Raw genomic sequence first — 19,819 nt, 5'->3', positions numbered from 1 at the left:
CCTGCCTGCGCGATCAGCTGTCGTAGTCGATGACGTGACGCAGCTGCTTTTCGAACTCCAGCGCCTTGCCGGTGCCCAGGGCCACGCAGCTCATCGGCTGGTCGGCCAAGCTGATCGACAGGCCGGTCTGCTCGCGCAGCGCCAGGTCCAGCTCGCCCAGCATGGCGCCGCCGCCGGTCAGCATCACGCCGCGGTCGACGATGTCGGCGGCCAGATCCGGGGGCGTCGCCTCCAGCGCGACCATCACGGCCTCGCAGATGGCCTGGACGGGCTCGGACAGCGCCTCGGCGACCATGGCCTGGCTGATCTCGATCTCCTTGGGGATGCCGTTCAGCAGGTCGCGGCCGCGCACCATCAGGGTCGCGCCGCGCCCGTCATCGGGCATGCGGGCGGTGCCGATGCTGGTCTTGATGCGTTCGGCGGTCGATTCCCCGATCAGCATGTTCTGGTTGCGGCGCAGATAGTTGATGATCGCCTCGTCCATGCGGTCGCCGCCGATGCGCACCGAGCGCGCATAGACCACGTCGCCCAGGGACAGGACCGCGACCTCGGTCGTGCCGCCGCCGATGTCCACGACCATGCTGCCGGTGGGTTCGGTGATGGGCATGCCCGCGCCGATGGCCGCCGCGATGGGTTCGGCGATCAGGCCCGCCTTGCGCGCGCCCGCGGACAGGACCGACTGGCGGATGGCGCGTTTCTCGACCGGGGTCGCGCCGTGCGGGACGCAGACGATGATCTTGGGCTTGGAGAAGGTCGTGCGCTTGAACACCTTCTTGATGAAATGCTTGATCATCTGCTCGGCGCTGTCAAAATCGGCGATGACGCCCTCGCGCATCGGGCGGATGGCCTCGATACTTCCCGGCGTGCGGCCCAGCATCAGCTTGGCGTCCTCTCCGACCGCCAGGACGACGCGCTTGCCGTCCTTGACGTGATAGGCCACGACCGAGGGTTCGTTCAGGATGATGCCCTTGCCCTTGACATAGATCAGCGTGTTCGCCGTCCCCAGGTCGATTGCGATGTCGGTCGAAAACAAACCGCCGAATGCCATGCCCGTATCCTTTTCCCGCCGGTTGGCCCGGCCTGCCCTGTTTTGATGGTGCGTGATCGCCCTGACGGACGTGGCCCCGTATAGAGCCGCGCGCCGCACCGGAAAAGCCCCGATGCGCGCATTGGGCCGACCGCGGCATTTCTCGCGGGGGTGGTGCAGGGGGGACACGATGCCCCCCGTGCGCCTCAGTGCGAATACATGCTGATCTGCTTGGCGTCAGTGTCGCGGCCGGTCATCGCGCGGCGCAGGATCAACCGGTTCAGCGCCCCCACATAGGCCTTGACCGAGGCCAGGATCGTGTCCGTATCGGCGGCCTGGCCGGTGACGATGCGGCCCTCCTCCTCCATGCGGACGCTGACGGTGGCCTGCGCATCGGTGCCCTCGGTCACGGCATGGACCTGATACAGCTGCAGCCGCGCGTCGTGCGGAAAGATTTCCCGCACCGCATTGAAGCACGCATCGACCGGACCGTCGCCGGTCGTCTCGGCCCGCTTCTCGACCCCGTCCACGATCATGGTCAGGGCGGCGGACTGGCCGTCGCTGCCGCAGACGACGCGCAGGTGCTTGACCTGCAGGTGATCCTCGGCCGTGTTGGCAGCGGCGTCCAGGACCAGGGCCACGATGTCGTCGTCATAGACCTCCTTCTTGCGGTCGGCCAAGGCCTTGAACCGCACGAAGATGTCCTTCAACTGGTTGTCCCCGACCTCGTATCCCAGATCGGCCAGCTTGGCGCGCAGCGCGGCGCGGCCCGAATGCTTGCCCATGGCGATGTTGTTCTCGGTCAGGCCGATATCGGCAGGGCGCATGATCTCGAAGGTCTCGACGTTCTTCAGCACGCCGTCCTGATGAATGCCGGATTCGTGCAGGAAAGCGTTCTTGCCGACGATGGCCTTGTTGAACTGCACCGGAAAGCCCGACACGGCCGCCACGCGACGCGAGATGCCCATGATCTTGGTCGTGTCGATGCCCGTGCGGAACGGCATGATGTCGTTGCGGACCCGCATCGCCATCACCACCTCCTCCAGCGCGGTGTTGCCCGCGCGTTCGCCCAGACCGTTGATGGTGCATTCGATCTGGCGCGCGCCCGCCTCGACCGCAGCCAGGGCGTTGGCGGTCGCCATGCCCAGGTCGTTGTGGCAATGCGTGGCAAAGATGATCTGGTCCGCGCCCGGCACGCGTTCCAGCAGCATGGCGATCAGGGCGGCGCTTTCGCGCGGTGCGGTATAGCCCACCGTATCGGGGATGTTGATCGTGGTGGCGCCGGCCTTGATGGCGATTTCCACCACCCGGCACAGATAGTCATGCTCTGTCCGGGTGGCGTCCATGGGAGACCATTGCACGTTGTCGCACAGGTTGCGCGCATGGGTCACCGTCTGGTGGATGCGGTCCGCCATCTGGTCCATGTCCAGGTTCGGGATCGCCCGATGCAGCGGCGAGGTGCCGATGAAGGTGTGGATCCTCGGCTGGCGGGCATGCTTCACGGCCTCCCAGCAGCGGTCGATATCGGGCAGCTGGGCGCGGGCCAGGCCGCAGATCACGCTGTTTTTCGACTGTTTCGCGATCTCGGACACGGCGGCAAAGTCGCCTTCCGAGGCGATGGGAAATCCGGCCTCGATCACGTCCACGCCCATCTCGTCCAGCATAGCAGCGATTTCCAGCTTTTCGGCGTGGGACATGGTGGCGCCGGGCGACTGTTCGCCGTCGCGCAGCGTGGTGTCAAAGATCACGACGCGGTTCTGTTCGGTCATTGGCTTGGTCCTTCTTACGTGGTCCTGTGGGGTTTCCCGGGCGCTGACCTGTCTGAGCGGCGGCCCGGAAGACCCGCTCAGCGCAGCGTAAGAAGCAGCAGACCGCGAAGCTGCACGGCCAGACGCGCGCCGTGGGGCGCGGTGCGGGCGGTGGCGATGTGGCGCATCCGGGTCATGGCCGCGAATATGCCCCCCCGCGCGCATCTTGAAAACCCCTGATCGACAGCGCCCGTCCGCAAGGCAGTTCCGACCTTTGCCATTGTAGCGACACATTTATGTCTGGCCCCGCCCGGCAAGCCTGCCTATCCTTTGATCACGACAACGAAAAACGACAACCAACAGATGAGGGCAACGAATGTCACGCAAGATCGTCGTCGGTTTCGACGGCAGCGATGCCTCGATCCGCGCCTTGGACTTTGCCATCTCGCGCGCGCAGGCGCAGGGCGACCACATCCTGATCGCGCATGTTCTGGAATGGTCGCCCTACAGCTTCCTGACGCCAAGCGAGGTCGAGGAACGACACCGCCGCCGCAAGGAGGAGCTGCAGCGCGCCGAAGCCGCCATCCTGACCCCCATGGTCAAGCGGGTCGAGGACGCGGGCATCCCCTGCGCGACCACGCTGCGATACGGCCACATCGCCGAAACGCTGTGCCGCATCGCCAAGGATGAGGGCGCGGCGATGATCTTCATCGGCCGGATGGGCGATTCGGGCTTTGCCTCGCGCATCTTCGGATCGGTCGCGGCGACGCTGGCGCAGGTCGCGCCGGTGCCCGTGGTCATCGTGCCGTGACCGGCCAACCAACAGGGACAAGAGCAATGAGAACACGCATCACAGCCGCGGCCCTCGCGGCACTGGCCGCAGGCCCCGCCGCGGCCCAGGGCATCGACGAGACCGTGAACCAGGTCTTTGCCAATTCCACGGGCTGGTTCGTCAGCCTGATCTTTTCCAACTTTCCCGGCACCAGCTTTCCCTGGATCGTCGCCTGGCTGGTGATCGCGGCCACAACCTTCACCATCTATTTCGGCGTGATCCAGCTGCGCGCCTTCGGCCATGCCATTGCGCTGGTCAGGGGCGACTATTCGGATCCCAACGACGCCGGAGAGGTCAGCCACTTCCAGGCGCTGACCACCGCCCTGTCGGGCACCGTGGGCCTGGGCAACATCGCGGGCGTCGCGGTGGCCGTCAGCATCGGCGGGCCGGGCGCCACGTTCTGGATGATCCTGGCGGGTCTTCTGGGCATGGCGGCCAAGTTCACCGAATGCACGCTTGGCGTCAAATACCGCAACGAATATGCGGACGGCACCGTGTCGGGCGGACCGATGTACTACATGGTCAAGGGGTTTGCCGAACGTGGCCTGCCGGGAGGGCGCATCCTGGCCGTGCTGTTCGCGATCTTCTGCATCCTGGGCAGTTTTGGCGGCGGGAACATGTTCCAGGCCAACCAGGCCCATGCCCAGCTGATCAACGTGGTGGGCGACTATCCCGGCTGGATCACCGGCGTGGTGATGGCGATCATCGTGTTCCTGGTCATCGTCGGCGGCCTGAAATCCATCGCCAGCGTGACCGAGAAGATCGTGCCCTTCATGGCCGCGCTCTACGTCGGGACGGCGCTGATCATCATCGTCATGAACTATGACATGATCGGCCAAGCGTTCTACCAGATCTTCGCGGGCGCCTTCACCAATGACGGCGTCGTGGGCGGGGCCATCGGGGCCTTGATCCAGGGCTTCCGCCGGGCCGCCTTCTCGAACGAGGCCGGCATCGGTTCCGCCGCGATCGCCCACAGCGCCGTGCGTACCAAGGAGCCGGTGACCGAGGGCTTCGTGTCGCTGCTGGAGCCGTTCATCGACACCGTCGTCATCTGCACCATGACCGCGCTGGTGATCATCATCACCGGGCAGCTGATCGCCGACCCCACGACCGGGATGTTCGTCCTGAACGAGGCGGGCGATCAGATCCGCACCGTGACCGGCAACACGGGCGTTGCCCTGACGTCGGATGCCTTCAGCAGCGCGTTCGGCTGGTTCCGCTATGTGCTGGTGCTGGCGGTGGTGCTGTTCGCCTTCTCGACCATGATCTCGTGGAGCTATTACGGGCTGAAGGCCTGGACCTTCCTCTTCGGAGAGGGCCAGACCAAGGAGCTGATCTTCAAGATCATCTTCTGCCTGTTCGTGGTCATCGGCGCCTCGGCCAGCCTGGGCCCGGTCATCGACTTCTCGGACGCGATGATCTTTGCGATGGCGATCCCCAACATCATCGCGCTGTACCTGCTGATGCCCGTCGTCAAGGCCGAGATGAACCGCTATCTGGTCCGTCTGAAATCCGGCGACATCCGCAAGTACGAATAACGCCCGCGACAGCGACGCGACCAGGGGGGCGGGGAACCGCCCCCCTTTTCATTCGCGGTGGTCCGCGCGGACGATCTGTGCCAAACGGCGCCGGTCCGCGCAGGAGAACCCCGATGCCAAAGCCCCCCTTCGTCCATCCCGGAATGCGGTTGCCCTTCGCGCTGCTGGTGACCTGCTTCGCGGCCTGGGGGATCGCGGCGAACATGACCGACCCGCTGGTCCAGGTCTTCTCGCGCATCTTCTCGATGTCGACGCTGCAGGCGTCCTTCGTCCAGTTCGCCTATTACGGGGCCTATTTCCTGCTGGCCCTGCCCGCGGCCTTCATCAACCGGCGCTTCTCCTACAAGACCGGCATCCTGACGGGCCTGGGCTGCGCGGTGGCGGGCGCCTTCCTGTTCTATCCGGCGGCGCAGGCCATGACCTTCGGGTACTTCCTGGCCGCGCTGTTCCTGCTGGCGGGGGGGCTGTCGATCCTGGAGACCTCGGCCAACCCCTTCGTCATCGCGATGGGCCCCGAGGGGAATGCCACGCGCCGCCTGAACCTGGCCCAGGCCTTCAACTCGGTCGGCACGAACATCGGCGTGTTCCTGGCCGCGACGCTGATCCTGCCGCGTCTGAACGCGGCAACCGACGCCGAACGCGCCGCCATGCCCGCCGCGACGCTGGAGCAGATCCAGCGCGCCGAACTGTCCGCGGTCATGACGCCCTATGTGGGGCTGGCCTTCGTGCTGCTGGTCATCTGGATCGCCATCGCCTTCCTGCGCATCCCGACCGACCGCGAATCCATCGCCCCCGACGCCGCCCGCGTTCAGTTCGCACCGACGCTGCGGCGGCTGCTGTCGAACCGGCATTACGTGTTCGGGGTGGTGGCCCAGTTCTTCAACGTGGCTGCCCAGACCTGCGTCTGGACCTTCACCATCCAGTACGTGATCGCCGCCATTGGCGGGACCGAGGCGCAGGCCGGATGGTACCTGCAGGCCAGCCTGATCGTGTTCCTGATCGCCCGTTTCGTGATGGTCGGCGTGATGGGCGTGATCCGCCCCGCGGCGCTGCTGACGGTGATGGCCGTGGCGGGGACGGGCCTGTGCCTGTTCGCAGCCACCGGGCCGGGGCTGGCGGGTGTCTGGGCGGTGGTCGCCGTATCGGCCTGCCTGTCGCTGATGTTTCCCACCATCTACGGCATCGCGCTGCACGGCCTGGGCGACGACACCAAGTTCGGCGCGGCGGGCCTGGTCATGGCGATCCTGGGCGGCGCGACCGTGCCGCTGATCCATGGCGCGGTCATGGATTCCCACGGCGCGGCGCTGTCCTATGTGGTGCCGGGACTGTGCTTCCTGGTCGTCGCGGCCTTCGGGCTGTTCGACCTGCGCTCGACCCGCCATGCGGATGCTGCAACGCAGCATTGACCAGCCAAGCGGTTGCCTGCCGGGCTGATAGCGCCAACATAGGGGTTAGGATCTGCGAAAGGACCACCCCCATGCTTGCCTATTACGGACTGTATCTTGACGACGCCGGCCGGGCGATGGCGCGCCGTGCGCCGCGGCCCACCGCGGGGCTGTTCCTGCTGCCCCATCAGATCGGCGCATTGAACGCCACGCGCCACGGCGGAACCCTGCGTGCGCTGCTGCGGCGGCTGACCGGACGGCTGCGCGCGACCTAAGGGCGGCGGCGGCGACGTACCGGGATCATCTGCTGCGCGCCACCGGCCACCAGCAGCCATGCCGAGGTCAGGACAAGACCCCAGTTCGCCCAGCTTTCCGGGTGAAAGTCGACCACCGCGGCCCAGCCCGCGAACAGCACCCAAGCCAACGCCACCGGCAACGAGATCGCCTGCCAGCGCTTGGTCCGGACGGGGTGAATGAACTTGATGTTGGTGAACATCGCGGCGCTCAACGCCGTGACGATCAGCAGGATGATGGTCCAATGCGGCTTGACCGCGAACAGGACCAGGATGACCATGTTCCAGCAGCCGGGAAAGCCCGCAAAGGAATTGTCCCGCGTCTTCATCCGCGTGTCCGCGAAATAGACGACGCTGGTGAACACGATCACGATGATCGCGAACCAGCCCGTCCAGCCCGACAGCAGCCCCGACTGGAACAGCGCAAAGGCCGGGATGAACACATAGGTCAGATAGTCGATGATCAGGTCCATCAGCACGCCGTCATAGGCGGGCCAGTTCTTCTTGACGTCGTAACGTCGCGCCAGCGGGCCGTCGATGCCGTCGACGACGAAGGCCACCACCAGCCACAGGAACATCAGCGCCCAGTCCGCCTGAACGGCGGCCAGCATGGCCAGCATGGCCAGAACGGCTCCGGTTGCGGTCAAAAGATGGACGGAAAGGGCTTTGTGACGCATCTGCATGCGGTTTAATCGCAGGTTGAACCCCCCAACGCAACCGCACTTGCCCGGTCAGCGCAGGATCGGGGGGCCTTTCGGGCGCGGTGCCGGTTCCTCGGGCGCGGGGGGCGTCAGGTCGAACAGCAGCGCACCGGCCGGGGGCGGCGCGTCCGAAAAGCTGATGTCGACGCCGCCGGGCTGGGCGGGAAGGAACGCCAGCGCCTCGGCCAGGGCCTTGGCGATGGCCGGCTGGCGGTCGACGGGCGCGCCGGTGATGACCAAGAGATGCCCGGCACCGTCCCCCGACGCACCGACCAGCGCCGCGCCTGCGACCAGTCCGCGCAGGTCGGCCAGCCGTTCGGCCAGCGGATCGGCCAAGACCTGCGCCACCTGCGGGTCGGGCGCGGTCAGGCGCAGCCGGGCCTGGCCCTCCTGAGGGGCGGCATCCAGCGCACCGGTCAGCCACTCCAGCATGCCGCTGTCCAGCAGCATCTCGGACGGGTGGCCGGGATTGACCAGCAACCCCGCGCCGTCCGCATTCAGCAGTCCCGCCAGCACCCGCCCCGGCAGCGCCGCGTAAGCCACGGGATGGCCAAAGAAATCCGCCAGCCGATCCTCGGCATCGCAGGCCAGAGCGACGCGCGCGCCGTCCAGATCGAAGATCTGCAACTCGACCTGGTCATGCACCGGCTCGCGCATCAGGGCCACGGTCAGTTCGGTATCCGCCAGCCGCGACAGCATCCGCGCCCGCTGCGGCGCATCCGCGTCGTGGAACGGGACGGGGGCAAGATCATCCAGCGCGCTCATGGTCGGGCCTTTCCGAATTGGCTGGCCAAGCGGTAAAGCCCGCGCCGTGCCCACGCAAGCGTGATTGCCCATGCCCGGCCCCCCGCCCCATATTGTGCGCATGAAAAGACGCGCCCTGATCCTGACCGCCGCCGCCCTGCCCCTGCTGGCAGCCCCCCGCATCGCCCGCGCTAGCCTGGCCCCCCTGCTGTCGCAGGCCGGATCGATGCCGCCCCTGCGCGCCATCGCCCTGTGGCAGGACGACGGCGCACAGGGGGTGGAAGTGGCGGCCCAGGGCTATCACGGCTTTACGCCGGACAGCCCGACGAACATCAAGTCGGCGTCGAAATCGGTAGTGTCGGCGCTGGCGGGCATCGCCATCGGCCGCGGCCTGCTGGAGAGCGCGGATCAGCCCATCGCACCGCTGCTGCGCAGCGACCTGCCCGCATCGGCCGACCCGCGGCTGGCACGCGTCACCCTGGGCAACCTGCTGTCGATGCAGGCCGGGCTGGAACGCCAGTCGGGACAGAATTACGGCCGATGGGTCAGCAGCCCGAACTGGGTGCGCAGCGCGCTGGCCGCGCCCTTCGTCCAGGATCCCGGCACGCGGATGCAGTATTCGACCGCATCGACGCATCTGGTTGCGGCGATCCTGACCCGCGTCACCGGCCGCCCGCTGCTGGACGTCGCACGCGACTGGCTGTCGCCCATTACCGGATTTCGCATCACCGGATGGGACCGCGATCCGCAGGGCATCTATCTGGGCGGCAACCAGATGGCGATGAGCACCCGGTCGCTGCTGGCCTTCGGTGCGACATACGCGCGGGGCGGTCGGGCGGGCGGGCAACAGGTCGTCCCCGCGGCCTGGATCGACGAAAGCTGGCGGCGCCGCACCTCCAGCATCTTCAGCGGCCATGGATACGGCTATGGCTGGTTCCTGGGGCGGATGGCCGGGCGGGACGTGCGCTATGGCTGGGGCTATGGCGGGCAGATGGTCTATGTGTTCCCCGCGACGCGGCGCCAGTCGGCGCTGTCCATCGCGATGACGTCGGACCCGGACCTGCCGTCGGGGCGCACCGGGCACCGCGATGACCTGCACCGCTTGGCGGAACAGCTGGCCGGCGCGGTCTAGGCGACCGCGCGCGGCCTGCGCCGTCAGTCGACGAAGTCGCCGGCCTGGAAGTTGCCCAGGTTGCCCAGAAGCTGTCCGATGAACGAGATGTCGGTCACGCTGCCGTCGGTCACGCGGCGCGACAGGCTGACCACGCGGCCGCGTTCCAGGCCAAAGGTCTCGACATTGCTGACCACGCCGGTGGGCGCGAACGAGATGGCGACGACCTTGCGGTCGATCTCGCGCGGGGCGGCTGGGCCGAGGCGGCGCCAGCGCGATCCGACATAGTACCAGCCGGACCCGGTCAGCAGGCCCTGGGCCGACGGGCGACCGATCAGGCCGGGCAGTTCCTCCATCGTGGTCTGCCCCGGCACGACCTGCGCCAGCTCCAGATCGGGGGGGACGTATCCGTGGTTCCGTTCGATGGGTGCACAGGCGGCAAGCCCGAGGACAGCCAGAAACGCCAGTGTCATCAGGCTTCTGATGGCGGACATGGGCGGGTTCCCTCCTTGGGGCGGTTGACGCGGCCCGCCCTGCCTAGCAAACTCGGCCACCCTGCTCAAGAATATCAATCCTCGGGGTCACGCGCCCCGCGCCGCATCGACAAAGGCCCGACATGATCACCCCCGAATCGCATCCGCAGCGGCTGCGCGTCGCGCATCTGAACCCGAACGCGCCGACGACCTTTCATCTGCGCCCCGACGAAGGCGTGCGGGAGGCCTTGGCGGCCGAGCTGGGACTGGACGCGCTGACGCGCCTGGACTTTCGCGGCACGCTGCGCGCGCATGGCACCGACAGCTGGCTGCTGACGGCGACGCTGGCCGCGCGGGTAACGCAACCCTGCGTCATCACGCTGAAGCCCGTGCGCACCGACATCTCGGAACCGGTCCGCATCCAGTTCTCTCCGCATGTGGCCGCCCCCGAGGGCGACGAGATCGAGATGCCGGACGAGACGCTGGAACCCCTTGGCAACTTCATCGACCTGACCGCGATCATGGTCGAGGCCCTGTCGCTGGCCCTGCCCGCCTATCCGCGGGCCGAGGGGGCAAGCCTGCCGCAGGCCGCGGCGGCCGACGACGATGCCGCCGGCGACACACGACGTCCCTTTGCCGGGCTGGACAAGCTGCTGGGCGGCAAGGACGGCGAATCCTGACCCGGGCTGCGTGGCCATCGGGCCACAGGCGGGCGCGAAATGCGCCCGAACCCGCCGCCGGGGGGCGCAATCGTGGCCCGTTCGCGGCAAAGGGGGGCCATGTGCGGTGCGTTTGCGGCCGTCCCCTGGCCTTCGGGGCTTGCGGGCGCGGTCGTCATGGCGTATCTGCGCGGTTCATTTACGAATTCAAATCTGGTGTGATCGCGTTCTGGCGCCGCACCCTGACAACCGAGGTGGTGACATGGCTGTCCCTCAGAATCGCGTAACCCGGTCCAAGCGCAACATGCGCCGTGCGCATGATGCGCTGGTCGCGGGCAACCCGAACGAATGCTCCAACTGCGGCGAGCTGAAGCGCCCGCATCACGTCTGCCCGTCCTGCGGCCACTACGCCGACCGCGAAGTGATCGCGAAGGCGAACGAGATCGACCTGGACGACGACGCGGCCTGATTCCGGCGCGCCCGTCCTGATGTCCGTCCCCTCCGCGAGCACGCCGACACCGCGCGTCCCCGAATCCGGGGGCAGCGTGGTGATATCGGTTGACGCCATGGGTGGCGACCGCGGCCCCGCCGTCGTCGTCGCAGGCATGGCCGAAAGCGCCGAGAAGAACCCCGAGATCCGCTTCATCGTCCATGGCGACGAGGCAGAGCTTGCGGGTCTGATCGCGCGCCGCAAAGTGCTGGCGGGTCGCTGCGACATCCGCCATGCCGCGGGCGTGGTGACGATGCATGACAAGCCCAGCCAGGTCCTGCGCAAGGGCGAGGGCACGTCGATGTGGTCCACGCTGGAATCGGTCAAGGCTGGAGAGGCGCAGGTCGCCGTGTCCTGCGGGAACACCGGCGCGCTGATGGCGCTGTCGATGATGCGCCTGCGCAAGCTGCCGGGCGTGAACCGGCCGGCCATCGCCTGCCTGTGGCCGTCGCGCAACCCCCAAGGGTTCAACATCATGCTGGACGTGGGCGCGGACATCCGCGCCGATGCGCATGACCTGCTGCAATATGCCCTGATGGGGGCATCCTATGCGCGCAACGGCCTGGGCCTGCCCATGCCGCGCGTCGGCCTGCTGAACGTGGGCACCGAGGAACACAAGGGCCGCGCCGAACTGAAGCAGGCCCACGAGATGATCGAGCAGGCCGCCGCCGGCAGCTATACCTATGTCGGCTTCGTCGAGGGTGGCGATCTGCCGTCCGACCGCGTGGATGTGATCGTCACCGACGGATTCACCGGCAATGTCGCCTTGAAGACCGGGGAAGGCACCGCCAAGCTGGTCGGCGACTTCCTCAAGGACGCCTTCTCGAATTCGATCATGTCAAAATTTGCGGCCGTCCTGGCCATGAGCTCGCTCAAGCGCCTGCAGAAGCGGATAGACCCGCGCCGCGTGAACGGCGGCATCTTCCTGGGCCTGAACGGCACGGTCGTGAAATCGCACGGCTCCGCCGATGCGACCGGCGTGTCCGCGGCCATCAAGCTGGCCTTCACCCTGGCCAAGTCGGGCTTCCAGGACCGCCTGGCCGCCCGTGTGGCCCAAGGTGCCGCGGCATCCGCCAGCGCCACCGATACAGGAGCATCGTCGTGACGCGTCGTTCGGTCATCTGCGGCACCGGGCATTACCTGCCCGAACGCATCGTCGAGAATAGCTGGTTCGAGGACAAGCTGGACACCACCGACGAATGGATCCGCTCTCGCACCGGGATCGAGCGTCGCCACTTCGCGGCCGAGGGCCAGACCACCAGCGACCTGGCCATCCGCGCCGCCAAGGCCGCGCTGGACCGCGCAGGCATGACCGCAGACGACATCGACGGTGTCGTGCTGGCGACCTCGACCCCTGACTTCACGTTTCCGGCCGTCGCGACCATGGTCCAGGCCGGTCTGGGGATGAAGCGCGGCTTTGCCTATGACGTGCAGGCCGTCTGCGCGGGCTTCGTCTTTGCGCTGGCCAATGCGGATGCGATGATTCGCGCGGGCCAGGCCGACCGCATCCTGGTGATCGGGGCCGAGACCTTCTCGCGGATCATGGACTGGACCGACCGCGGCACCTGCGTGCTGTTCGGCGACGGCGCCGGCGCGGTCGTCCTGCAGGCTGAGGACGGTGCGGGCACCAGCGATGACCGGGGCATCCTGGCCAGCGACCTGAACAGCGACGGCACCTATCGCGAGCTTCTGTATGTCGATGGCGGCGTGTCCTCCACCGGAACGGCAGGCCAGCTGCGGATGCAGGGCAACCTGGTCTTCCGCCACGCGGTCGAAAAGCTGGCCAAGACGGCGCATACCGCGCTGGACCGTGCCGGGCTGACGCCTGCCGATGTGGACTGGCTGGTCCCGCACCAAGCGAACATGCGCATCATCACCGCCACCGCGCAGAAGATGCAGCTGCCGCTGGACAAGGTCGTGCTGACCGTGGCCGATCACGGCAACACCTCGGCCGCGTCGATCCCGCTGGCCCTGTCCGTCGCCGATGGCCAGGGTCGGTTCGCGCCGGGCCAGGTTCTGGTGACCGAGGCGATCGGCGGCGGTCTCAGCTGGGGCGCCGTCGTCCTGCGCTGGTAGGCTATTTCAGCAACGCATCCTTGCTGGCGCGGCGGTTCATCCCGCCCGCGGGCCGTTTTGCGCGATCATGGCCCGACTGACAGGCCACGCACAGTTGCACCCCGGGCTGCGCGGCGCGGCGCGCCTCGGGGATCGGTTCATCGCATTCCGCGCAGACCCGTGCGCTGTCGCCGGCCTGACGGCGCGACGCGGCCAGCCGGGCGCGGGCGATCGCCTCGGCCGTGCTGACATCGATCTGGTCGTTCACCGCGTCGTCGCGGGCCCATCCGCCTGCCATCCTGTCCTCCATCGCTATCCTGCGTCCTCAACAGATGGGAAGCATCGCGCCGGAATCAATCGCCATGCCCTGTCCAAGGGCGCGCCGGCGCATGACAAGTATCGGGCGGGGAACGATTTCCCCGCGCGCCTCGTTGACAGCCATGGGAATTCAAACCATCCTTCCCGCATTCAAGAGGATCAATCATGGGCGACAAGACCTTGACCCGGATGGACTTGGCCGAAGCGGTATTCCGTGACGTCGGCCTGTCCCGTCACGAATCGGCACAGCTGGTCGAAAGCGTGCTGGACCACATCTCGGACGCGCTGGTGCAGGGAGAGCAGGTCAAGATCTCGTCCTTCGGCACCTTTTCGGTGCGCGACAAAAACGAGCGGATCGGCCGCAATCCCAAGACCGGCGAAGAGGTGCCCATCACGCCCCGCCGCGTGCTGTCCTTCCGGCCCTCGCACCTGATGAAGGATCGCGTGGCAGCCGGAAACAAGCGATAGCCCCGGCCCGACCCCATGGCGAAAGGCGCAGAGGCATTCCGGTCGATCGGAGAGGTGGCGACCCTGATCGGCGTCGCCCCTCATGTCCTGCGCTATTGGGAAACCCAGTTCTCGGCGCTGAAGCCGATGAAGCGCCCCGACGGCAGACGCTACTATCGCCCCGCCGATGTCGAGATGGCAGCGGGCATCTGTGCCCTGCTGCGCGACGACGGGCTGACGATTCGCGGAGCGATTCGCCAGATCGCCATCGACCGCGGACAATCCGTCCGCAAGCGGGGCGCGCAGCAGCTCTCTCCGCAATCGGACACGGCACCCCGTGCACCCGCACCTGCCCCCGCACCCGCGCGCATCGCCCCTGTCAGCCCTCCGTCGCAACCGCCCGTCTGGCTGGCACGCCTCAGCGATATGGCGCGCCATCTGCAGCAGATTTCACCCGCCGATCGCCGCTGGCCGCGCGCCAAGCCTGCCGTCATGCGGCTGGCGCAGGCCATGTTGAGCCTGTCCTGATCCCCGCATGCGATTTGTCAAAGTTTTCCGCGCCCAGGCCCTTGTGCTGGCCTGCCGGATCGCTTTATAGCATGCGCGTCGGGCCGTGGCGCAGCCTGGTTAGCGCGTCCGTCTGGGGGGCGGAAGGCCGAGAGTTCGAATCTCTCCGGCCCGACCATTCCGAAAACGCCCATCCTTTCACAAGGGTGGGCGTTTCCCTTATCCCCCACCCGCATCAGGGGCCTGCGACATGAATGGCGTTCTGCCCGACAGCGATATCCGCGATCTGATCGACCAAGGCGTCATCCGCGCCGATGCCCCCGTCACGTCCGAACAGATCCAGCCCGCCAGCCTGGACCTGCGGCTTGGCAGCACCGCCTATCGCCTGCGTGCCAGCTTTCTGGCCGGGCGCGGGCGGCGCATCGCGGACCGGCTGGCCGATTTCCAGATGCACCAGATGGACCTGTCCGACGGCGCCGTGCTGGAACGCGGCTGCGTCTACCTGATCCCGCTGCAGGAGCGGATCGCCCTGCCCGCGGGCATGTCGGCGGTCGCCAACGCCAAGTCATCGACCGGGCGGCTAGACCTGCTGACGCGGTTGGTGACCGATGACGGCACCGAATTCGACCGCCTGCCCGAGGGTTACGACGGACCGCTTTACGCCGAGATCTGCCCGCGCAGCTTTTCGGTGCTGGTGCGGCCCGGCATGCGCCTGAACCAGCTGCGCCTGCGCCGGGGACAGGCCGTCCTGTCGGACGCCGATCTGAGCGCGCTGCATGCGGATCAGCCGCTGGTGGGCGGCGCGCCGGTGCTGATCGATCACGGTCTGGGCTTCTCGGTCGATCTGCGTCCTGCGCAGGGCGATCTGGTCGGCTATCGCGCCCGCCCGCATAGCGGGGTGATCGATCTGGACCGCATCGGCGCCTATCCCGTGGCCGAGTTCTGGGACGAGCTGCGCACGACCGAAGGCCGCCTGATCCTGGACCCCGGCGCCTTCTATATCCTGGTCAGCCGCGAATCGGTGGCGATCCCCGCCGAGTACGCGGCCGAGATGGCGCCCTATCTGGCGATGGTGGGGGAATTCCGGGTCCATTACGCGGGCTTCTTCGATCCCGGCTTTGGTATCGGGGATGAGGGGCACGGGGCACGCGGCGTCCTCGAGGTACGCTGCCACGAGGCGCCCTTCGTGCTGGAACACGGCCAGACCGTCGGCCGCCTGGTCTATGAACGCATGGGCGCCCGCCCGCAGCGCCTGTACGGCGAGGGGATCCGGTCGAACTATCAGGGTCAGGGCCTGAAGCTGGCCAAGCAGTTCCGCTAAAGCGGCCCGGTCTGCCACAGGCGGACCTTCAGCCCGCCATGGGCCACGATCGGACCCGGTGCCTTCCACGGCAGGGCGGTAGCCTTGGCCAGTCCGGCCTCGGACGTGACGATGCCGATGCGCCACCCCTGGAACCGATCGCGGAACACCGTGCCCATCTGGCCGTGCAGGCCGAACAGCGGACCCTTGTTGCCGATCCGGGTGCCATAGGGCGGGTTCACGATCACGATGCCCGGCGGGCCGTCGGGGCGCTGCAGGTCGGTCACCTGCCCGGCCTGGAACCGCGTCACCGCGGACACGCCCGCACGGGCGGCATTCGCCTCGCTCATCCGGATCGCGCCGGGGTCACGGTCGAAACCCAGGAACCGGGCAGGCAGGTCACGTGGCGCGGGTGCAGCGTTCATCGTGGCGAATGCAGCTGCGTCGTAATTCGCAAATCGCTGAAACGCGAAGCCGCGGCTGCGGCCGGGCAGCAGGCCCAGGGCGATCTCGGCAGCCTCCAGCACAAATGTGCCTGATCCGCACATCGGGTCCAGCACCGGCTGGCTGCCGTCAAAGCCCATCTCGCCCAGGAACATCGCGGCCATGGTCTCGCGCAGGGGGGCCTTGGCGACGGCCTCCTTGTGGCCTCGCTTGTGCAGCGATTCGCCGGTCGTATCCAGGCTGAAGGTCACCAGGTCGTCCTCGATCCGCGCCTTGACGGTGATCGACGGGCCGCGATTCTCCGGCGTGGCCAGGGGGGCGCCCAGTTCTTCGGTGATGGCGCGTTCGATGCGCTGCGTCGCGGCGCCGGCATGATAGATCCGGGAGGCGCGGCAGATGCTCTCGACCCGCACGGGCAGGTCGCGGGGCAGCAGGTCCGCCCAGGGGAACTTGCGGGCGCGCTTGTCCAGCTGGGCCAGGTGCATGGCGCGGAACCCGCCGATGCGGGCCAGCACGCGCGTAGCACCGCGCAGCATCAGGTTCGCGCGCCAGACATCGGTCCAGCCGCCCGTGATGGCGACACCGCCGGGCTGGATCACGCCGGTCCAGCCAAGGGCCTTGGCCTCGGCCGCCAGCGGCGCCTCGAGGCCGGGGGTGGCCACCAGAAAGATCTCGAAAGGGGTGTTGTCCATCGCGCAGCCCTAGCGCGCGTCGCGGGGAAAGCCCAGCCTCAGCGACGCGTCAGCCGCGACAGGGTCCGCATCTTGCGCGCCAGGTCCTGCATCTGCGCATCGCTGCGGCGCTTGCCCAACCCCGCCTTGCCGAACCCTGCCTTGCCGAAACCCGTCTTGCCGGACCCGGTCTTGCCACGCGACAGGGTGCCCAGCCCCTTGTTGATGCCCCAGGTCACCGCACGGCGCGCGACAAGGCGGGTGAACATGCTGATCAGCTGGTTGGCGTTCATCGCTTACTCATCCTCGAACAACTCTTCGGGGTCGATATCGGGGTCCGCATCCCCGCCGACAAGGGGCAGGCCCAGACCATCGGCGGGCGGGCGCGATTCCAGCAACCCCGCCGCGCGCAGTTCCGCAAGCCCGGGCAGATCGCGCGCCGATTCCAGGCCGAAATGGTCCAGAAACGCCTCGGTCACGATATAGGTCGCGGGACGGCCGGGCGTCATGCGGCGGCGGCCGACACGCACCCATTCCATCTCGATCAGCTGGTCCAGCGTGCCACGGCTGAGGGCGACGCCGCGCACCTCCTCGATCTCGGTCCGGGTGACCGGCTGATGATAGGCGATGATCGCCAAGGTCTCGATGGCGGCGCGCGACAGGCGGCGGGTGTCCACCGTCTCGGTCTGCATCAGGAACGACAGGTCGGGCGCGGTCCGAAAGGCATAGGCGTCGCCGATGCGTTCCAAGACCACGCCGCGCCCCTGATAGGTGGCGCGCAGCCGGGCCACCGCCGCGGCCGGGTCGCAGCCCTGCGGCATCCGCGCGGTCAGATCGCGCAGGCTCATCGGCTGCACGGCCGCGAACAGGATCGCCTCGACCATGCGGGCCTGTTCGTCCAGCGCCAGAGAGGTGGGGTCAGCTGTGGTCGTCATGGGACTTTTGCCGGTAATGGATGGGCGCGAAGGTCTGTGCCTGCCGTATCTCCAGCCGGCCCTGGCGCGCAAGCTCCAGCGAGGCGGCAAAGGTCGCGGCGGTGGCGCTGCGCCGCCGCTTTGGGTCGTCCGACCAGCCGTCGGGCAGGAACACCGACAGGTCGGTCCACTGGCCGGTGAACCCGATCATCCGCCGCAACCGGTCCAGCGCCTGTTCCATCGTGAAGATGTCATGCCGGTCGAACGCATAGGGGCGGAACTCGTCGCGCGTCTTGAGCCGGGCATAGGCGCGCATCAGGTCGATCAGCCCCGCCTGCCATTGGGTGCGGCGGGTGCGCGCGACGGTTTCGGGGGCGCCGCGGGCGAAGCGCGACAGGCCAAGCCGGTCGCGGCCCATCAGCTGCGCCGCCGCCTGCCGCATCGCGGCCAGACGCTCCAGCTGGAAGGCCAGATGGGCGGCCATGTCCTGGGCCGAGGGGCCTTCGGCCTCGGGATCGGGGGGCAGCAGCAGGCGGGATTTCAGGAAGGCCAGCCAGGCGGCCATGACCAGATAGTCGGCCGCAAGCTCGATCCGCAGGGCGCGGGCCTTCTCGACAAAGGCCAGGTACTGTTCGGCCAGGTCCAGCACCCGAATCTTGAGCAGATCCACCTTTTGCGTGCGCGCCAGCGTCAGCAGCAGGTCCAGCGGCCCCTCATAGCCGTCGACATCGACGATCAGCGCCTCGTCCGCGCGCCGCTGCGCGACATCGGCATCGGCGACCGGCTGAAGATAAGGAACCTGGCTGGCCACGAAGCCTCCTTGGCACGGGCGCAAAGGGTCATGCCCCCGCGCCTGCCTGTCAAGCGCTCAGCACCCGCCACTGATCGGTCAGGGCGGCGATGTCGGCCTGTGCCGGGGTCTGTCTGCGGGTCAGGGCGGCGTCGGCGCGGCGCATGGCGTCCCGCGTCATCGGACCGGCGGCCTCGACCACAGGCGCCATCTGGTCGATCGTGCCGTTGCAATGCAGCACCAGATCGCAGCCCGCCGCGATGGATGCGGCCGCGCGTTCGGCCTGCGTCCCCGACAGCGCGTTCATCGTGATGTCGTCGGTCATCAGCAGGCCGTCGAACCCGATCCGGTCACGGATCAGCCCGATCATCCGGCGCGAGGCCGTGGCGGGCCTATCATCCAGCGCCGGAAAGCGGATATGCGCGGTCATGCCCATCGGCAGATCGTTCAGTGCCCGGAACGGCGCGAAATCGACCGCGTCCAGTTCGGCCTCGGTCGCGTCGACCACGGGCAGGCCGTGATGGCTGTCGACCTGTGCGCGGCCATGGCCCGGCATGTGCTTGACCACCGGCAGAACGCCCGCGGCCAACAACCCGTCCGCCGCCGCGCGGCCCAGTTCGGCCACGCGGTCAGGGTCGGTGCCCAGGCAGCGTTTGCGCAGGAAGGGATGCGTCCTGTCCTGCGCCACGTCCAGCGTGGGGGCGCAGTTCGAATCGATTCCCACGGCCCGCAGCTCCTGCCCGATCAGGTGATAGTACAGCCACATCGCCTGCGGTCCCGCCCGCGCCTGGTCCAGCGGCGCCGGCCAGTCGGTCCAATGGGGCGCGCGCATGCGCTGCACACGCCCGCCCTCCTGGTCGATGGTGATCACGCAGTCGCGGCCCACGGCCTCGCGCAGCTGCGCGGTCAGGCGGCGCAGCTGATCGGGCGCGTCGACATTGCGTCCGAACAGGATGAAGCCCCAGGGGTCGGCCTCGCGAAAGAACGCGGCCTCGTCCGGCGTCAGGGACAGGCCACCGACGCCGCCCAGAATGGTTGCGTTCTGCACGGCCTCAGCCGCCAAGCGCCAGGCAGTCGGTCCCCGAGGATTGCAGCGCGGAACAGAACTGCCGCGCCTCGGACAGCGAATCAAAGCCCGCGACCCGCAGCCGCCAGAAGGTGCGGCCGTTCGACTGATGTTCCTGGATGACCGGCGACTTGCCCGAGAACAGGCCGCCATTGCGTCCCGCCAGCCGCTGCCACTCGCCATTGGCGATGGAGTCGCTGTCGAACGCGCCGACCTGCACGACGGGACCGCTGGCGCTGCGCGCTGCGGCGGGTGCCGAGGCCGGCGTGGGTGCTGCCGCGGGACGGTCGGGGGCCGGCGCCGGGG

General features: G+C 68.0%; 24 protein-coding genes and 1 tRNA gene. 13 read left to right on the top strand and 12 right to left on the bottom strand.

Annotated elements, in window-relative coordinates:
* Window positions 1-13: 13 nt before the first annotated feature.
* Both TW83_RS10560 and TW83_RS10555 read right to left on the bottom strand, forming a co-directional pair.
* Window positions 14-1,048: a rod shape-determining protein gene (locus TW83_RS10560; RefSeq protein ID WP_045982734.1), complete on the bottom strand. Its 1,035-nt coding sequence runs from the start codon at window positions 1,046-1,048 to the stop codon at window positions 14-16.
* 185 nt (window positions 1,049-1,233) lie between these two features.
* Entirely contained in the window at window positions 1,234-2,796 is a 1,563-nt protein-coding gene (locus tag TW83_RS10555) for a 2-isopropylmalate synthase (protein ID WP_045982733.1), read from the bottom strand.
* Between the two features lie 355 nt (window positions 2,797-3,151).
* Here TW83_RS10555 and TW83_RS10550 point away from each other — a divergent pair, with 355 nt between their 5' ends.
* The 4 genes from TW83_RS10550 to TW83_RS10535 all read left to right on the top strand — a co-directional run bounded on the left by TW83_RS10550 (window position 3,152) and on the right by TW83_RS10535 (window position 6,805).
* Window positions 3,152-3,586, top strand: coding sequence for a universal stress protein (locus tag TW83_RS10550; protein WP_045982732.1), 435 nt, complete (start codon window positions 3,152-3,154; stop codon window positions 3,584-3,586).
* A 26-nt stretch (window positions 3,587-3,612) separates the two neighbouring features.
* Window positions 3,613-5,145, top strand: coding sequence for an alanine/glycine:cation symporter family protein (locus TW83_RS10545; RefSeq protein ID WP_045982731.1), 1,533 nt, complete (start codon window positions 3,613-3,615; stop codon window positions 5,143-5,145).
* Window positions 5,146-5,258: 113 nt separating this feature from the next.
* Entirely contained in the window at window positions 5,259-6,551 is a 1,293-nt protein-coding gene (fucP, locus tag TW83_RS10540; RefSeq protein WP_045982730.1) for an L-fucose:H+ symporter permease, read from the top strand.
* A gap of 71 nt (window positions 6,552-6,622) precedes the next feature.
* Window positions 6,623-6,805: a hypothetical protein gene (locus TW83_RS10535; protein WP_045982729.1), complete on the top strand. Its 183-nt coding sequence runs from the start codon at window positions 6,623-6,625 to the stop codon at window positions 6,803-6,805.
* On the opposite strand, the gene TW83_RS10530 is transcribed toward TW83_RS10535, so the two are convergent.
* Together TW83_RS10530 and TW83_RS10525 are read right to left on the bottom strand one after the other, a co-directional pair.
* The gene (locus TW83_RS10530; RefSeq protein ID WP_045982728.1) at window positions 6,802-7,506 is read right to left on the bottom strand and encodes a CDP-alcohol phosphatidyltransferase family protein; all 705 of its coding nucleotides are present in this window, start codon (window positions 7,504-7,506) and stop codon (window positions 6,802-6,804) included. The two genes, TW83_RS10535 and TW83_RS10530, sit on opposite strands and share 4 nt — an antisense overlap.
* Window positions 7,507-7,554: 48 nt before the next feature.
* Window positions 7,555-8,289 carry an SseB family protein gene (locus TW83_RS10525; protein ID WP_045982727.1) on the bottom strand — a complete coding sequence of 245 codons (735 nt, stop codon included), beginning with the start codon at window positions 8,287-8,289 and terminating at the stop codon, window positions 7,555-7,557.
* Between the two features lie 100 nt (window positions 8,290-8,389).
* Between TW83_RS10525 and TW83_RS10520 the strand changes: the two genes are divergently transcribed.
* Window positions 8,390-9,400 (top strand): serine hydrolase, encoded by a 1,011-nt coding sequence (locus TW83_RS10520; RefSeq protein ID WP_045982770.1) that lies wholly within the window; start codon window positions 8,390-8,392, stop codon window positions 9,398-9,400.
* A 23-nt stretch (window positions 9,401-9,423) separates the two neighbouring features.
* Here TW83_RS10520 and bamE read toward each other — a convergent pair whose 3' ends face one another.
* Window positions 9,424-9,873: an outer membrane protein assembly factor BamE gene (gene bamE / locus TW83_RS10515; protein WP_045982726.1), complete on the bottom strand. Its 450-nt coding sequence runs from the start codon at window positions 9,871-9,873 to the stop codon at window positions 9,424-9,426.
* Window positions 9,874-9,995: 122 nt separating this feature from the next.
* Between bamE and TW83_RS10510 the strand changes: the two genes are divergently transcribed.
* From TW83_RS10510 to TW83_RS10495, 4 genes are all read left to right on the top strand, one after another.
* Window positions 9,996-10,532, top strand: coding sequence for a DUF177 domain-containing protein (locus tag TW83_RS10510; protein WP_045982725.1), 537 nt, complete (start codon window positions 9,996-9,998; stop codon window positions 10,530-10,532).
* 241 nt (window positions 10,533-10,773) lie between these two features.
* A complete protein-coding gene (rpmF, locus tag TW83_RS10505) occupies window positions 10,774-10,980 on the top strand; it encodes a 50S ribosomal protein L32 (RefSeq protein WP_042251337.1) in 207 nt (68 codons plus the stop codon).
* Window positions 10,981-10,999: 19 nt separating this feature from the next.
* Complete coding sequence (plsX, locus tag TW83_RS10500; RefSeq protein ID WP_045982724.1) at window positions 11,000-12,106, top strand: phosphate acyltransferase PlsX; 1,107 nt, start codon at window positions 11,000-11,002, stop codon at window positions 12,104-12,106.
* Entirely contained in the window at window positions 12,103-13,077 is a 975-nt protein-coding gene (locus TW83_RS10495; RefSeq protein ID WP_045982723.1) for a beta-ketoacyl-ACP synthase III, read from the top strand. Before plsX ends, TW83_RS10495 begins: the two co-directional genes overlap by 4 nt.
* Before the next feature lies 1 nt (window position 13,078).
* On the opposite strand, the gene TW83_RS10490 is transcribed toward TW83_RS10495, so the two are convergent.
* Window positions 13,079-13,354 (bottom strand): DksA/TraR family C4-type zinc finger protein, encoded by a 276-nt coding sequence (locus TW83_RS10490; RefSeq protein WP_045982769.1) that lies wholly within the window; start codon window positions 13,352-13,354, stop codon window positions 13,079-13,081.
* 185 nt (window positions 13,355-13,539) lie between these two features.
* On the opposite strand from TW83_RS10490, the gene ihfA reads away from it, so the two are divergent.
* The 4 genes from ihfA to TW83_RS10470 all read left to right on the top strand — a co-directional run bounded on the left by ihfA (window position 13,540) and on the right by TW83_RS10470 (window position 15,649).
* Window positions 13,540-13,842, top strand: coding sequence for an integration host factor subunit alpha (gene ihfA / locus TW83_RS10485; protein WP_042251331.1), 303 nt, complete (start codon window positions 13,540-13,542; stop codon window positions 13,840-13,842).
* Window positions 13,843-13,857: 15 nt separating this feature from the next.
* Window positions 13,858-14,349 carry a MerR family transcriptional regulator gene (locus TW83_RS19385; protein ID WP_052714833.1) on the top strand — a complete coding sequence of 164 codons (492 nt, stop codon included), beginning with the start codon at window positions 13,858-13,860 and terminating at the stop codon, window positions 14,347-14,349.
* Between the two features lie 79 nt (window positions 14,350-14,428).
* Window positions 14,429-14,506: transfer RNA gene (locus TW83_RS10475), tRNA-Pro, on the top strand.
* A gap of 72 nt (window positions 14,507-14,578) precedes the next feature.
* Window positions 14,579-15,649: a 2'-deoxycytidine 5'-triphosphate deaminase gene (locus TW83_RS10470; protein ID WP_045982722.1), complete on the top strand. Its 1,071-nt coding sequence runs from the start codon at window positions 14,579-14,581 to the stop codon at window positions 15,647-15,649.
* On the opposite strand, the gene TW83_RS10465 is transcribed toward TW83_RS10470, so the two are convergent.
* The 6 genes from TW83_RS10465 to TW83_RS10440 all read right to left on the bottom strand — a co-directional run.
* The gene (locus tag TW83_RS10465; RefSeq protein ID WP_045982721.1) at window positions 15,646-16,764 is read right to left on the bottom strand and encodes an RNA methyltransferase; all 1,119 of its coding nucleotides are present in this window, start codon (window positions 16,762-16,764) and stop codon (window positions 15,646-15,648) included. The two genes, TW83_RS10470 and TW83_RS10465, sit on opposite strands and share 4 nt — an antisense overlap.
* Window positions 16,765-16,802: 38 nt before the next feature.
* Complete coding sequence (locus TW83_RS10460; protein ID WP_045982720.1) at window positions 16,803-17,036, bottom strand: hypothetical protein; 234 nt, start codon at window positions 17,034-17,036, stop codon at window positions 16,803-16,805.
* Between the two features lie 3 nt (window positions 17,037-17,039).
* Complete coding sequence (gene scpB, locus TW83_RS10455) at window positions 17,040-17,678, bottom strand: SMC-Scp complex subunit ScpB (RefSeq protein WP_045982719.1); 639 nt, start codon at window positions 17,676-17,678, stop codon at window positions 17,040-17,042.
* Window positions 17,662-18,468 carry a ScpA family protein gene (locus tag TW83_RS10450; RefSeq protein ID WP_045982718.1) on the bottom strand — a complete coding sequence of 269 codons (807 nt, stop codon included), beginning with the start codon at window positions 18,466-18,468 and terminating at the stop codon, window positions 17,662-17,664. The genes scpB and TW83_RS10450 overlap by 17 nt, the downstream gene beginning before the upstream one ends.
* A gap of 49 nt (window positions 18,469-18,517) precedes the next feature.
* Complete coding sequence (locus TW83_RS10445; protein ID WP_045982767.1) at window positions 18,518-19,495, bottom strand: glycoside hydrolase family 3 N-terminal domain-containing protein; 978 nt, start codon at window positions 19,493-19,495, stop codon at window positions 18,518-18,520.
* A 4-nt stretch (window positions 19,496-19,499) separates the two neighbouring features.
* Window positions 19,500-19,819, bottom strand: a 320-nt coding sequence (locus TW83_RS10440; RefSeq protein ID WP_045982717.1) for an SPOR domain-containing protein, incomplete at its 5' end; no start/stop codon positions are given.

Source organism: Paracoccus sp. S4493 (assembly GCF_000967735.1).
Classification (GTDB): domain Bacteria; phylum Pseudomonadota; class Alphaproteobacteria; order Rhodobacterales; family Rhodobacteraceae; genus Paracoccus; species Paracoccus marcusii.
Note: the sequence above shows the minus strand (reverse complement) of the source record. Positions and strands in the feature narration are given on the sequence as shown.